Origin of the sequence: Gilliamella sp. Pas-s95 (assembly GCF_009795795.1) — a bacterium.
Taxonomy (GTDB): Bacteria; Pseudomonadota; Gammaproteobacteria; order Enterobacterales; family Orbaceae; genus Gilliamella; species Gilliamella bombicola.
In genome coordinates this window covers 18,399-32,118 of sequence record NZ_WTFC01000030.1, presented here as the reverse complement: position 1 = coordinate 32,118, position 13,720 = coordinate 18,399, and the positions used below count along the sequence as shown (strand labels likewise).

The window sequence follows — 13,720 nt, the reverse complement described above, 5'->3', positions numbered from 1 at the left end:
TTTTAAAATCGAATGTATATTTTTTTGCCATAATTTTGTTCCCAAAAGTAGATTTAAACAATCCAACTTTTGGGGGGCAGTTCAGTTTGTGTTTACCCTAGCCATTACTAATCCTTGCGATGAGGGGGACTTTTATATGACGAAAATAATGGGAAAACTATTAAGGCAAGTAGCCCCTAAATCTGTAGGGAGGGCATTAAGCCGATGAAGTTGCTGTATTTGGACTGCTAAAAGTAGCCAAAAAAAGAGAGGCCAAAAACCTCTCTTTTTTTGATAGATATTAACTTGCGCTGTGCGCTATTTATTTAACGCGTGATACGTATTCACCTGAACGAGTATCCACTTTAAGCACTTCACCAATTTGTACAAATAAAGGTACACGAACTACCGCGCCAGTTGATAATGTCGCTGGTTTGCCGCCAGTTCCGGCTGTGTCACCTTTTAAACCTGGATCGGTTTCGATCACTTCAAGTTCAACAAAATTCGGTGGTGTAACTGCAATCGGTTGGCCATTCCATAATGTTAAAATACATTCTGCTTGATCAACTAACCATTTTGCATTGTCGCCAACTGCTTTGGCATCAGCCGATAGTTGTTCAAATGTGTCGTTATTCATAAAGTGCCAAAACTCGCCATCGGTATAAAGGTACGTTAAATTCATGTCAATAACGTCAGCCGCTTCAACTGATTCGCCAGATTTGAACGTTTTGTCGACTGTTTTGCCTGAAAGTAATTTTTTAATTTTTACGCGGTTAATAGATTGCCCTTTACCCGGTTTATAAAATTCATTTTCAACAATGACACACGGCTCGCCATCTTGCATTATTTTAAGACCAGCTTTAAACTCATTAGTACTATAAGATGCCATAAAAGCTCCAACTAAAATTCTGAATTACAAAAAAATGAACCACATTATACAGCAAAAAATTGAACCACAAAATAATAAAGATAAATGGATTGTTGATCTTGCCAATGTTGTGACCGATATCAATATTCTATATTCTTATTTAGAGTTGGATGCGGATACGGTTTCGAGCCTGATGCAGCAGGCAAGAAAGCAGTTTCCTCTTCGAGTGCCGATGGCGTTTATTCGCCGGATGAAAAAGGGCGATAAATCAGATCCACTTTTGTTACAAGTGCTTTGCCATGATGACGAGATGTTAAACGTGGATGGCTATAGCCACGATCCCTTGCAAGAGCAGGATAATGTCATTCCAGGATTGTTGCATAAATACCATAACCGTGCGTTATTAATTACGAAGACAGCCTGTGCGATTAATTGCCGTTACTGTTTTAGGCGGCATTTTCCTTATCATGATAATCAAGGCAGTAAACAGAATCTTGCTGTGGCGCTTGAGTATATTGCTAATCATCCTGAACTTGACGAGATTATTCTGTCAGGAGGGGATCCGTTAATGGCTAAAGATCATGAAATGGCTTTTTTGATCGACGAATTAGAAAAAATCCCTCACGTTAAGCGGTTACGGATTCATACCCGTTTAGCGGTGGTAATTCCGTCGCGTATTACGCCTGCGTTATGTCAGTTATTTGCTAAAAGTCGGTTGCAATGTGTAGTGATTACTCACATTAATCACCCAAACGAGATTGATGATGATGTTGCTCAGGCTGTTTCGTTATTGAAACAACACGGTGTGACGATGCTTAATCAGAGTGTTTTGTTGAAAAACGTTAATGATAATGCCGATGTGTTGGCGATGTTAAGTGATCGGCTTTTTGATGTAGGTATTTTACCTTATTACATTCATTTGTTAGATAAAGTACAAGGTGCAGCTCATTTTTTTGTGGATGATGAGTCTGCCAAAGTTATTATGAAACAACTTGCCGAGCAAGTATCTGGCTATTTAGTGCCTAAGTTGGCACGCGAAATCGGTGGCGAAAAAAGTAAGCGTGTACTTGTTTTTACTGAAAAGTGAATTGAGTTTGTTTTTGTAACAATTTGTTTTATATTGTTTTTATTTTATTTGGTTTTGTCGTGTCACAATAAAGTGCTAATCGAATTTATTCGTATTTATCTGTTAAAATCTCATTGACGAGAAATAAAATAGGCACTATAATTCCGACCTCTTTAATTAATGCTGTGGAGTTTTACTCTGCAACTTGTTGATAAATTAGATTTGGATATAAATCGTCATGAAACGCACATTTCAACCATCAGTATTAAAACGCAATAGAACTCACGGTTTCCGTGCTCGTATGGCAACTAAAAACGGTCGTCAAGTTCTTGCTCGCCGTCGTGCTAAAGGCCGTGTTCGTTTAACTGTTGCTAGCTGATTTAAAGTTGGGTGATTAAGCTCACTTTTCCTCGGGAGTTGCGCTTGTTAACTCCCTTTGATTTTAATCATGTCTTTCAAGAGTCTATTCGAGTTGGCTCCCCCTTTCTTACCTTAGTTACACGAAGAAATACCTTAGATCATCCTAGATTAGGGTTTGCTATAGCTAAAAAGCAGGTGAAACGAGCTCATGAGCGTAATCGTATTAAACGACTGGCTAAAGAGTATTTTCGTCATCATCAACATCAGCTTCCTAATATCGATTTTATTCTGATGGCTAAACAGCCTGTTGTAGACTTAGATAACCAACAAATCGTTGAGACACTTAATCAATTATGCCAACGGATCATAGCCAAGCAAAAGGGTTAAATAAATTTATATTGATTATCAAATTGCATGTTTGTGCATGTAAGGATATGATAGTTAATGTTTTTGTGTTTTTGATTCGTGTATATCAGCGTGTTATTAGTCCTTTACTGGGTCCTAAATGCCGCTTTACGCCGACATGTTCGCAATACGCAATAATTGCACTAAGACGCTTTGGGTTAATAAAAGGTGGTTGGCTAACAGCTAAACGTGTATTAAAATGTCACCCTTTACATGAAGGAGGAGAAGATTTTGTTCCTCCCAAAACTAAAACCAATAGAGAAAAACACTAATGGGATCGCAACGTAATATTTTAGTCATTGTTTTACTTTTTTTATCTTTTTTTATTTGGAAAGCGTGGGAAGAAGACCATGCGCCAAAACCCCCCGTCGCTAATCAGTTGACACAATCAGTCAGTGAAGATGATTCAACCGATGGTTCAGCACAAGGTAAAACAATTACCGTTAAATCTGACGTATTGTCACTCACTATTAATACCTATGGTGGTGATGTGCAAGCTGCTCAATTGCTAAAATATGAGCAAACACTTCACTCAGGTACACCTTTTCAATTATTAACATCACGCCCTGATTTTGTTTATATTGCTGAAAGCGGTTTAACTGGTAAAGATGGTCCTGATAATGCGACTCAAGGCTCAAAACGCCCTGTCTATCAAACCGCGCAAACCGAATATGTTTTATCTGATGGGCAAGATGAATTGCGAGTACCATTAACTTATCAAGTTAACGGCGTTACTTATACTAAATATTATGTATTGCATCGTGGTAATTATGCTGTTGATGTTCAATATGATATTAATAACCAAAGTGGTGCGCCAGTTGAAGTGTCAATGTATGGTCAATTAAAACAAACCGTTAAATTACCAGATGATATTCCAACTGAAGGCGGTAATGGGTTAGGGCAAAGTGCATTCCGTGGTACTGCTTATTCTAGTTCTAGTACTAATTATAGCAAATATAGTTTTGATGAAGTTAAAGATAAAGCTTTAACCGTTGAAACTCAAACAGGTTGGGTTGCGATGTTGCAGCACTATTTTGCATCGGCATGGGTGCCAGCACAGGAGCAAAATAACTTGTTTTATACGCGCTCAACCGCTAAAAACTCACAAGCAACCATTGGCTTTAAAGGTGAGCCAACGGTTATTCAAGTTGGTGGTAATCAGTCTATTACTGCAAAACTATGGTTAGGACCAGAAATTCAAAGCCAATTGAAAGAAACCGCTAATCATCTTGATTTAATTGTTGATTATGGTTGGTTGTGGTTCTTGTCTCAACCGTTATTTTACTTGTTGAATCTTATCCATAGCTTTATTGGTAATTGGGGCTTTTCAATTATTGTTATTACATTTATTGTGCGTGGTCTTTTGTTCCCATTAACGCGTGCCCAATATCGTTCTATGGCTAAGATGAAGCTATTGCAACCTCGCTTACAGGCTTTGAAAGAGCGTTATGGTGATGATAGACAAAAAATGAGCATGGAAACAATGGCGCTTTATAAGCAAGAAAAAGTGAATCCATTGGGTGGCTGTTTGCCTTTAATTATTCAAATGCCGATTTTCTTGTCATTGTTCTATATGTTAGGCAATACAGTTGAACTACGTCATGCTCCATTTGCTCTTTGGATTCATGACTTGTCAGCACAAGACCCATATTATATTCTGCCATTATTGATGGGCGGTACCATGTTCTTAATTCAGAAGATGTCACCAACACCAGTCACAGATCCGTTACAACAAAAATTGATGACTTATATGCCATTAATCTTTACGGTATTTTTCTTGTGGTTCCCATCGGGATTGGTTTTATATTATATCGTTAGTAACTTGTTCACAATTGCTCAGCAACGTATTATCTACTGGGAACTTGAGAAAAAGGGACTTCACGAGAAGAAAAAGAAATAATATAAATAAAAGGAGGGGTAAAATCCTCCTTTTTTATTTTGGATGTTAATAGTATGAATATACAGCAACAATTTAATTTAACGGGTAATGAAACCGGCTACTGGTTTGTTAGTGCCAATGGTCGGTTATGGTTGCCTAATGGCGAGGTGCCTGTTGGTTGTGCTAGAGAATTTGGTTTTACTAACCAACTTGCTCAGCCAATCGGCGAATGGAATGGGCAAATAGCTTGGCTGATTTGTCATGAAATAAAAAATGCGATGAGTTCAATTCGTCCATTACTTAATAGCACGGATCCCTCATTATTTAATATGGCTGGTCGGGCTGTGCAACTCGCCGAGTTTTACCGCTCACATAAATATTGTGGATATTGTGGGCATGAAATGTATCTCAGTAACACGGAATGGTGCTGTATGTGTGACCATTGTAAAGAGCGTTATTATCCACAAATTTCGCCATCGATTATTGTGGCAATTCGTCATAATAATAGAATTTTGTTAGCTAAGCACGTTAGGCATAATCAAGATAACTTATATACTGTTTTGGCTGGTTTTACTGAAATTGGTGAAACCATGGAAACGGCAGTGGAGCGCGAAGTCTTTGAAGAGTCGAAGATTAAAATTAAAAATATTCGCTATGTTGGCTCACAACCTTGGCCTTTTCCAAATTCGCTTATGATGGCTTATTTAGCTGATTATGATAGTGGTGACATAGTGGTAGATAAAAACGAGCTTATTGAAGCAAACTGGTACCATTATACACAGTTACCTAAAATTCCAGAGTATGGCACCATTGCAAGACGTTTAATTGAAGATACGATTGTTCTATGTCGTGAATATGATGAATTCGGTGAAAATTAACCATATTCACTTAAGTATCAATAGGCGTAGGTCTATTGATATTCAATCGTACGAGTTAGCTCAACCGTTTCGGATTCAACCCCTGTTTTGACACAAACAGCCTTGGTCCAATCTTGATTTTCATTGTAGTTAGTGTAAGTACAGGTTTCGGTTAATTCGACTTCTTGTTCATTTTTATTATTAATGATGATCTCACCATTTGATGTTAATTTGTATGTTTTGAGAATGGTTTTTTCTATTTGGTTGTTTTCGTTATAAATGATCTCTTTTTCTTGCGCTAAAATTGGGAATTTTGTTTTCTCATCGACTGGAACATATGCATTATATAAAATAAGTTCTACATGGTCATTTTCATAAATAATTTTGTTGTTAAAAATGACGTTATTTTCTGCAAAATGGGACAAAGTTGTTTCAACTAAATGGCCTTGTTCATCAAACTCAGAATTTTCGACAATATCACCGTCATTGTTTTTCATTCCAAGGATATTTTTTTGTGCATCAAAAATAATATCATATTGCTCTCTGTTATTACCATAAATGTATTTAGCCGCATCATAATTCACTTCGCCATACAGTCCGTCTAAATCATAATCAGCAACATAACCTTGTGCGTTGTAGTTAATGATTTTATTTGATGAGGTTCCCGTTATTTTTTGTTGTTTAATTAATTTTCTATTTGGTAGTAGCTCGGGTTCAGTATGAAAAAGATAACTATTAATGACAGTTGTTGGTAACTGCTGAGATGATTTTTCTGATATTTTTTCATCCGGTTTTTTTTGATCGTCACAACCGCTAATTAATAATGTACTGCTAATAACGCATATGTATAAAAATAGACTGTTCTTTTTCATAAAGCTGATCCCTATTTATCCTATTGTTTGAAAATATTAATAATAAAACGTTAAACTAAGTAATTATTCATGCCCACACCAAATGGCAAGTGCTTCACAATGCCAATCTTTCATCATTTTGCACCAAATGTAACGCCATTTACGAATAGTATCATTGTGAAAATTGAGCGTTTTTTCTATTTGTACGTTATTAGCACCAGAAACCAGAAGTTCAATAAATTGTAACCATAATTCAGGTTTTGGCATGCGGTTCAAACGAGTATTGCTTAAAGTGTTAAAACTATGTCGGCAGCGTTTACAGCGATAGCAAGTTCGAGATCCGACTTTGGTTGTTTCATTGGAACCACAATGTATGCAAATTGGATTTTGCTCATTTAATAAAGTGGTTACTTTTTCTTTTATGGTTTTATATTGTTCCGCTAAAGTTGGAATTAATGTAGTTTGCTTTTGATGAGTATACCACTTCTGTAATGAAGGGTAGTGGATCTGAAGATAATTAATTATTGCACGCTCTCGACGCATTACTTTTTCGATTGAAATTTCAAGACTTTTAGCAATATTGGGATAACTAATATTTTTTATACGACTAGTGAAAATAACTTCTAACCAATTAAATGGTGCAAGGCGATTGAAAGGAGTATTGGTTGAAACGGTAAAATATTTATGACAGTCTTTACAGCGGTATGTTTTAGTCGGTTGTGAACGGATTGAATAAAACTTTGTATTTTTGCAAAACGGACAAACGTCTACATGTTGTGATATTATTTTTTCTAGGACATGATGAAATGCTTTTAATTCGTCATGTAATTCGTTTGGTACAAGTTCATAAATCATTTTTATTCTCTTATTACTTATCCTAGCAAATGTTATCAACAATTTACTATAAACATATAGATTTCTTGATGCTATTTTACACGTTTTACGGAAAACGTATTTTTAAAACTGTTTTAATATTAATCTATTTTTAAATTTTTGAAATTAATAAAAATGGGTAAATGTATGAATGCTAAATACGTTTATACAGCAATTAATTGCCGCCTTACTTATTTTTTGCTTATAGTCTTAGGCACACTATTTATTTAGGTAAATCTTATTAAAATGAAAAGCGCCTTTTCCATTATTTAAATAAACTTTGTTATTGTTGATGTAACCATTCAGCCACTTGTTTGGCAAAATAAGTTAAAACACCATCGGCTCCAGCGCGTTTAAAGCAAAGTAAAGATTCCATAATGGCTGACTTTTCATTTAACCAACCATTTTGAATTGCTGCTGTTAACATGGCATACTCGCCAGAAACTTGATAGGCAAAAGTAGGAACAGCAAAAGTTTCTTTCACTCTTTGCACGATATCAAGATAAGGCATGCCTGGCTTAACCATGACCATATCTGCACCTTCGCTTAAATCTTGATAGATTTCTTGTAATGCTTCATTGCTATTAGCGGGATCGAGCTGATAAGTTTTTTTATTTCCACCTTTAATATTTTTGGCAGAGCCGACAGCATCACGAAAAGGACCGTAAAAACAAGAGGCATATTTGGCTGAATAAGCCATAATTTGGGTGTTAACAAAACCGTGTTTTTCTAGTTCATGACGTATTGCTCCAATGCGTCCATCCATCATATCGCTTGGCGCAATAATATCCACTCCAGCTTCTGCTTGCATTAAAGCTTGCTTCACCAGTGTTTCAACAGAAATATCATTTTGTACATACCCTTGCTCGTCAATAATACCGTCTTGCCCATGAGTTGTATAAGGGTCAAGTGCGACATCTGTAAGTATGCCAAGCTCAGGAAATTCTTTTTTTAATGCTTGAATAGCTTTTGGTACTAAGCCATTTTTATTATATGACTCTTGTGCAAGTAATGATTTTTTTTCCGATTCAATAGCTGGAAATAAGGAAAGAACAGGAATTCCTAATTTTGCGATTTGTTCTGCTTCTTTTAATAATACATCAATACTCATTCGGTTAATGTTTGGCATTGAGGTAATCGGCTGTGTAATATTATTACCTTCAACAATAAAAACTGGATAAATTAAGTCATTGACTGTCAAGTTATGCTCTGCAACCATTCGTCGACTAAAATCATGGGCACGATTACGGCGTAAGCGACGATTTGGGTATAGGCCAGTAATTAATGAAGGCATGAAAAACTCCTGTTTATTCTTAATAGATTTGATTTATTATCTGATGCTATATGTTGATTAGCAAATTAATTTTCTCTCTTACAGTAATTCTATTTTTTACTTTACAAAATATATTAATTAGAGGTAAAATTGCGCACTAATTTTAATCCCTTGTGATATTAAACAAATTTGAGGTGAGAGGCACATGCCAGTAATTAAAGTACGTGAAAATGAACCTTTCGATGTAGCGTTACGTCGTTTTAAACGTTCTTGTGAAAAAGCAGGAGTTTTAGCTGAAGTTCGTAATCGTGAATTTTACGAAAAACCAACAACTGTTCGTAAACGCGCAAAAGCGGCCGCTGTTAAACGCCATGCTAAAAAATTAGAAAGAGAAAACGCTCGTCGCACTCGTCTATATTAATATTTTAAGATTATTTATACTGAAAACTTGAATTGATATTAAAATCAATTTGCTATATTTTTAATATAAAGAATTCTAACAAGCCGTATTTTTGATACGGCTTGTTTTCTTTTTATAACGCCAAAATTGGTTAAAATTCATAATGAAAGGTCATATTCCTCGCGATTTTACTTTAGATTTGATTGCTCGCACAAATATTCTTGATGTGATCGGCAAACGCGTAAAAATGAAAAAAAAGGGAAATAATTACTTTGGTTGTTGTCCTTTTCATGATGAAAAAACCGCTTCTTTTTCGCTAAGTGAAAAAAAACAAATTTATTATTGCTTTGGCTGCGGAGTATCTGGCTCAGTAGTGAATTTTTTAATGCAATATGAGCATTTGTCTTTTCCTGAAGCAATTGAAGAATTAGCTAGTATGCAGGGGATTCGAGTTCCTTATATAGACAGCGATAATAATCAAATCGATCAATCTAAACAAATTGAATCTCGAAATGTTCGTCGTGATCTATATGCATTAATGGCTAAAATCACCAATTTTTATCAACAACAATTAACATTACCAACATCGACAGAAGCCCGTAAATACCTTGAACAACGAGGATTGAATGCTGAAATTATAGCCAGGTATAAAATCGGTTTTGCTCCTAATGAATGGCGGCTAACATCACAAAATGTGGTTAAAAGTCATTCTGAAACAGTGCTTTATGAGCGAGCTGGCATGTTAGTGATCAACGATAGCGGTAATCGATATGATCGTTTTCGCGGGCGGATTATGTTTCCTATCCGCGATAGACAAGGTAATGTGATTGCATTTGGTGGGCGAACCATTGTTAATGATTCAGCTAAATATATAAATTCACCCGAAACACCGATTTTTCATAAAGGATATCAGTTGTATGGCCTTTATGAGGCACAAGAGATTAATCGTAATCCTCAGCAACTTGTAGTGGTTGAAGGGTATATGGATGTTGTTTCTTTAGCTCAATATGGTATTGATTATGCTGTTGCCGCGTTAGGCACGGCAACATCAGAAGAACATATTAAATTATTATTTAGGGCAACAGATTCTGTAATATTTTGTTATGACGGTGATAACGCTGGAAGAAGTGCAGCTTGGCGAGCACTTAATGTTCTCTTGCCTTGCTTGATTGATGGCAAAAAAATTGCTTTTGCTTTTTTACCGCAAGATGAAGATCCAGATAGTCTTGTTCGTAAAATTGGTAAAGACGGTTTTGAAAATTATTTAAGTGAAGCTTCAAATTTATCAAAATTTTTATTTGATGAGCTTTTGAAACAAGTTGATTTAAAAACACCTGAAGGAAAAGCTAAATTGAGCTCATTAGCTTTACCGTTGTTTGATCAAATTAAAGCAAAGGCATTTAGATTAAATTTATTACAACAACTTGGCAATTATTTAGGTTTACTTGATGTTTCTCAACTAGAGCAATTATTGAGTACGATTCGTTCTAAAGGCGATGAAAGAGTAAATGAAAACGTTCCTGCATCACGCATCAAATTAACTACGATGCGAGTTTTAATCGGTTTATTACTTCAATATCCTAATCTTGCTACGCAGGTTTCTGATATCAATGTGATTCGTCAGGTTAAAATGGCAGGTATTGATATTTTTATTGAATTACTTGAATTATGTCAACGTTACCCTAATATAACGACAGCACAAATATTAACAGAGTGTATAGATAGGCCTTTTTATAAGCAGTTAAGTCGCTTGTCTACATGGGATTGCCATTATCAAGATGATGAAATAGACTCAATTTTTTCACATACTTTAAAAGAGTTATATGATAATATACTCGCCCAAAGGCAAGATGAACTGATCGCAAAAGAGAGAGTCTCTGGTTTAAGCACTGCAGAGAAAAAAGAATTGGCGACCTTAATACTTGTTTTATCAAAAAAAGACTAAATATATAGGGTATATGTAGAACCCAACTAGTACTTTACATATATAATATAGATGACCAAATAACTAAAGTGGATACCTTTTATGGAGCAAAATTCTCAGTCACAGTTAAAACTCCTGATCATCCGAGGTAAGGAGCTAGGATACCTGACCTATGCAGATGTCAACGATCACTTGCCTGAAGAGATTATTGATTCAGATCAGATTGAAGATATTATCCAAATGATTAATGATATGGGGATTCAAGTTCTTGAAGAAGCCCCAGATACTGATGAGTTATTACTTTCAGATAATGTCCCCGATGAAGAAGCCGTTGAAGCAGCAACAGCATTAGTATTATCTAATGTTGAGTCAGAAATTGGTAGAACAACCGATCCAGTTCGTATGTATATGCGTGAAATGGGAGCGGTTGAACTGTTAACACGTGAAGGCGAAATTGATATCGCTAAACGTATTGAAGATGGCATTAATCAGGTTCAAACTTCAGTATCAGAATATCCGGAAGCCATTACTTATCTTTTAGAGCAATATAATTTAATCGAAAGTGGACAAGTTCGTTTATCTGATTTGATTACAGGTTTTGTTGATCCAAATGCTGAAGAAACTGCTGATGAACTGCCTGAAGATTTAGTGGTTAGTGAAGCCGAAATCGAAATTGATGATAGCGATGATGAAAACGAGGATGAAGAAAGCGATGCTTCAACTGATGATGACGTTTCTATCGATCCTGAAGTTGCAAAAGCTAAATTTGCTGAATTAAAAGAGCAACATGATAAAACTTCCGCTGCTATTAAAAAATATGGACGAGCTCATAAAAAAGCACAAAAAGAGATCGAGAATTTATCTGAAATCTTCAAACAATTCCGTTTAGTTGCTAAGCAGTTTGATATTCTTGTCAATAACATGAGAAGCATGATGGAGCGCGTGAGAACTCATGAACGTGCAATTATGAAAATCTGTGTTGAGCGATGTAAAATGCCGAAAAAACAATTTATGACTTATTTTACTGGCAACGAAAATAACATGGATTGGTATAAGAAAGCATTAAATTCTAAAAATGCATTTGCGGCTAATTTAAAAGATTTTGATGAGCAAGTTGCTGCTCAAGTAAATTTGTTACAACAAATAGAAACCGAAACCAATCTATCTATTGAGCAAATCAAAGATATTAATCGACGTATGTCTATTGGTGAAGCTAAAGCTCGCCGTGCTAAGAAAGAAATGGTTGAGGCTAATTTACGATTAGTTATCTCTATTGCGAAAAAATATACCAACCGCGGATTACAATTTTTAGATCTTATTCAAGAAGGTAATATTGGTTTAATGAAAGCGGTTGATAAATTTGAATATCGCCGTGGCTATAAATTTTCAACCTATGCAACTTGGTGGATTAGGCAAGCCATTACCCGTTCTATTGCTGACCAAGCGAGAACAATTCGAATTCCTGTGCATATGATTGAAACAATTAATAAGTTAAATCGTATTTCGCGTCAAATGTTACAAGAAATTGGCCGTGAACCAACTCCTGAAGAATTGTCTGAACGTATGCAAATGCCAGAAGATAAAATTCGTAAGGTACTTAAGATTGCTAAAGAGCCTATTTCAATGGAAACACCTGTTGGCGATGATGAGGATTCGCATTTAGGTGACTTTATTGAAGATACTGCTCTCGAACAACCGTTAGATGCGGCAACTTCTGAAAGTTTACGTAGTGCAACGCGTGACATTTTATCTGGATTAACACCAAGAGAAGCGAAAGTGTTGCGTATGCGATTTGGTATTGATATGAATACGGATCATACGCTAGAAGAAGTCGGTAAACAATTTGATGTAACCCGTGAACGTATTCGTCAAATCGAAGCTAAAGCATTACGGAAATTACGTCACCCAAGTCGTTCCGATGTGCTTCGTAGCTTTTTGGAATAAATTTTTACATCTAAATATATCGCCACTTTTGTGGCGATTTTTTTAATTCAAGACGCGAAAACCATGAATATACTGCAACGTTTTAAAATTGATCCATTTTTGTTGGTACTTATTTGTGTTGTGGTTACAGCCAGTTTGTTTCCTTGTGAAGGACAAGCTAAAATCATTTTTGAACACCTTACTACTTTTGCCATTGGTCTTCTATTTTTTATGCATGGCGCTAAGCTGTCCTTACAATCCATTATTTTAGGTATTAAAAATTGGCGATTACATTTGTTAATTTTTGCAACGACATTTGTGATTTTTCCTATATTAGGCTTGATGATGAAATTTCTTGTACCCTCTTTTTTATCTCAAGAACTTTATTTAGGATTTGTATATCTATGTGTTTTACCTGCAACAGTTCAATCTGCGATAGCGTTTACTTCAATTGCCAAAGGCAATGTGGCTGCTGCAATTTGTAGTGCCTCAGCATCAACATTATTAGGTGTGTTTATTTCTCCTGTTTTAGTTGGTTTATTAATGAATACTCAATCTTCTGGTGCTACGAATATGTTAGACGCTATTACATCTATTATGCTAAAGCTAATGTTACCATTTGTGCTTGGTCATTTATCTAGGCGTTTTATTGGTAAATGGGTTGATAAATATAAAAGTGTCATTTCTAAAACCGATCGACTTTCGATTCTATTAGTTGTATATGTTGCTTTTAGTGATGCCGTTGCAAACGGCATTTGGTCTCAAATTAGTTTGTTATCGCTTCTAGAAATTGTTTTGTACTCTATTATGTTATTAACTATTGTTTTATTGATAACAACTTATGGTTCGAGATTATTTGGCTTTAGTAAAGAAGATGAAATTACTATTGTGTTTTGTGGTTCGAAAAAAAGCTTAGCAAGTGGCATCCCTATGGCCAGTGTTATCTTCCCTGTATCAATAATGGGAGTTATTATTTTACCATTAATGATTTTTCATCAAGTGCAATTAATGATTTGTGCTGTGTTAGCAGCGCGTTATGCAAAACGAAAAATGTAAAATTTG

At 35.5% G+C, this 13,720-nt stretch carries 14 protein-coding genes; 10 read left to right on the top strand and 4 right to left on the bottom strand.

The window, feature by feature from the left end:
- Nucleotides 1-301: 301 nt before the first annotated feature.
- Nucleotides 302-868, bottom strand: coding sequence for an elongation factor P (gene efp, locus GQ598_RS08690; protein ID WP_091346571.1), 567 nt, complete (start codon nucleotides 866-868; stop codon nucleotides 302-304).
- 34 nt (nucleotides 869-902) lie between these two features.
- On the opposite strand from efp, the gene epmB reads away from it, so the two are divergent.
- The 6 genes from epmB (at nucleotide 903) to nudC (ending at nucleotide 5,435) form a co-directional block, all read left to right on the top strand.
- The gene (gene epmB / locus GQ598_RS08685; RefSeq protein ID WP_160403722.1) at nucleotides 903-1,934 is read left to right on the top strand and encodes an EF-P beta-lysylation protein EpmB; all 1,032 of its coding nucleotides are present in this window, start codon (nucleotides 903-905) and stop codon (nucleotides 1,932-1,934) included.
- Between the two features lie 217 nt (nucleotides 1,935-2,151).
- A complete protein-coding gene (gene rpmH, locus GQ598_RS08680; protein WP_025314679.1) occupies nucleotides 2,152-2,292 on the top strand; it encodes a 50S ribosomal protein L34 in 141 nt (46 codons plus the stop codon).
- A gap of 11 nt (nucleotides 2,293-2,303) precedes the next feature.
- Nucleotides 2,304-2,660: a ribonuclease P protein component gene (gene rnpA / locus GQ598_RS08675; protein WP_160403720.1), complete on the top strand. Its 357-nt coding sequence runs from the start codon at nucleotides 2,304-2,306 to the stop codon at nucleotides 2,658-2,660.
- A 47-nt stretch (nucleotides 2,661-2,707) separates the two neighbouring features.
- Nucleotides 2,708-2,950, top strand: coding sequence for a membrane protein insertion efficiency factor YidD (yidD, locus tag GQ598_RS08670; RefSeq protein ID WP_091346565.1), 243 nt, complete (start codon nucleotides 2,708-2,710; stop codon nucleotides 2,948-2,950).
- Nucleotides 2,950-4,578 carry a membrane protein insertase YidC gene (gene yidC / locus GQ598_RS08665; RefSeq protein WP_160403718.1) on the top strand — a complete coding sequence of 543 codons (1,629 nt, stop codon included), beginning with the start codon at nucleotides 2,950-2,952 and terminating at the stop codon, nucleotides 4,576-4,578. The genes yidD and yidC overlap by 1 nt, the downstream gene beginning before the upstream one ends.
- 53 nt (nucleotides 4,579-4,631) lie before the next feature.
- Entirely contained in the window at nucleotides 4,632-5,435 is an 804-nt protein-coding gene (gene nudC, locus GQ598_RS08660) for an NAD(+) diphosphatase (protein WP_091346561.1), read from the top strand.
- A gap of 32 nt (nucleotides 5,436-5,467) precedes the next feature.
- Here nudC and GQ598_RS08655 read toward each other — a convergent pair whose 3' ends face one another.
- From GQ598_RS08655 to hemB, 3 genes are all read right to left on the bottom strand, one after another.
- A complete protein-coding gene (locus tag GQ598_RS08655; protein WP_160403716.1) occupies nucleotides 5,468-6,286 on the bottom strand; it encodes a hypothetical protein in 819 nt (272 codons plus the stop codon).
- 63 nt (nucleotides 6,287-6,349) lie between these two features.
- A complete protein-coding gene (locus GQ598_RS08650) occupies nucleotides 6,350-7,120 on the bottom strand; it encodes a transposase (protein WP_160403715.1) in 771 nt (256 codons plus the stop codon).
- 301 nt (nucleotides 7,121-7,421) lie between these two features.
- Nucleotides 7,422-8,432: a porphobilinogen synthase gene (gene hemB, locus GQ598_RS08645; RefSeq protein WP_160403713.1), complete on the bottom strand. Its 1,011-nt coding sequence runs from the start codon at nucleotides 8,430-8,432 to the stop codon at nucleotides 7,422-7,424.
- A 184-nt stretch (nucleotides 8,433-8,616) separates the two neighbouring features.
- On the opposite strand from hemB, the gene rpsU reads away from it, so the two are divergent.
- The 4 genes from rpsU (at nucleotide 8,617) to GQ598_RS08625 (ending at nucleotide 13,714) form a co-directional block, all read left to right on the top strand.
- Nucleotides 8,617-8,832, top strand: coding sequence for a 30S ribosomal protein S21 (gene rpsU / locus GQ598_RS08640; protein ID WP_091346553.1), 216 nt, complete (start codon nucleotides 8,617-8,619; stop codon nucleotides 8,830-8,832).
- Nucleotides 8,833-8,974: 142 nt separating this feature from the next.
- Nucleotides 8,975-10,756 carry a DNA primase gene (gene dnaG / locus GQ598_RS08635; protein ID WP_091346551.1) on the top strand — a complete coding sequence of 594 codons (1,782 nt, stop codon included), beginning with the start codon at nucleotides 8,975-8,977 and terminating at the stop codon, nucleotides 10,754-10,756.
- A gap of 81 nt (nucleotides 10,757-10,837) precedes the next feature.
- Entirely contained in the window at nucleotides 10,838-12,679 is a 1,842-nt protein-coding gene (rpoD, locus tag GQ598_RS08630) for an RNA polymerase sigma factor RpoD (RefSeq protein WP_160403711.1), read from the top strand.
- A 63-nt stretch (nucleotides 12,680-12,742) separates the two neighbouring features.
- Complete coding sequence (locus GQ598_RS08625) at nucleotides 12,743-13,714, top strand: bile acid:sodium symporter family protein (protein WP_160403709.1); 972 nt, start codon at nucleotides 12,743-12,745, stop codon at nucleotides 13,712-13,714.
- Nucleotides 13,715-13,720: the final 6 nt, after the last annotated feature.

What these genes read in the sequence shown, in the direction of transcription:
- GQ598_RS08655 (WP_160403716.1), bottom strand. Translation starts at nt 6,286, where the DNA reads ATGAAAAAGAACAGTCTATTTTTATACATATGCGTTATTAGCAGTACA.
- hemB (WP_160403713.1), bottom strand. Translation starts at nt 8,432, where the DNA reads ATGCCTTCATTAATTACTGGCCTATACCCAAATCGTCGCTTACGCCGT.
- efp (WP_091346571.1), bottom strand. Translation starts at nt 868, where the DNA reads ATGGCATCTTATAGTACTAATGAGTTTAAAGCTGGTCTTAAAATAATG.
- yidD (WP_091346565.1), top strand. Translation starts at nt 2,708, where the DNA reads ATGATAGTTAATGTTTTTGTGTTTTTGATTCGTGTATATCAGCGTGTT.
- rpsU (WP_091346553.1), top strand. Translation starts at nt 8,617, where the DNA reads ATGCCAGTAATTAAAGTACGTGAAAATGAACCTTTCGATGTAGCGTTA.
- rpoD (WP_160403711.1), top strand. Translation starts at nt 10,838, where the DNA reads ATGGAGCAAAATTCTCAGTCACAGTTAAAACTCCTGATCATCCGAGGT.
- GQ598_RS08650 (WP_160403715.1), bottom strand. Translation starts at nt 7,120, where the DNA reads ATGATTTATGAACTTGTACCAAACGAATTACATGACGAATTAAAAGCA.
- rpmH (WP_025314679.1), top strand. Translation starts at nt 2,152, where the DNA reads ATGAAACGCACATTTCAACCATCAGTATTAAAACGCAATAGAACTCAC.
- dnaG (WP_091346551.1), top strand. Translation starts at nt 8,975, where the DNA reads ATGAAAGGTCATATTCCTCGCGATTTTACTTTAGATTTGATTGCTCGC.
- epmB (WP_160403722.1), top strand. Translation starts at nt 903, where the DNA reads ATGAACCACATTATACAGCAAAAAATTGAACCACAAAATAATAAAGAT.
- GQ598_RS08625 (WP_160403709.1), top strand. Translation starts at nt 12,743, where the DNA reads ATGAATATACTGCAACGTTTTAAAATTGATCCATTTTTGTTGGTACTT.
- yidC (WP_160403718.1), top strand. Translation starts at nt 2,950, where the DNA reads ATGGGATCGCAACGTAATATTTTAGTCATTGTTTTACTTTTTTTATCT.
- nudC (WP_091346561.1), top strand. Translation starts at nt 4,632, where the DNA reads ATGAATATACAGCAACAATTTAATTTAACGGGTAATGAAACCGGCTAC.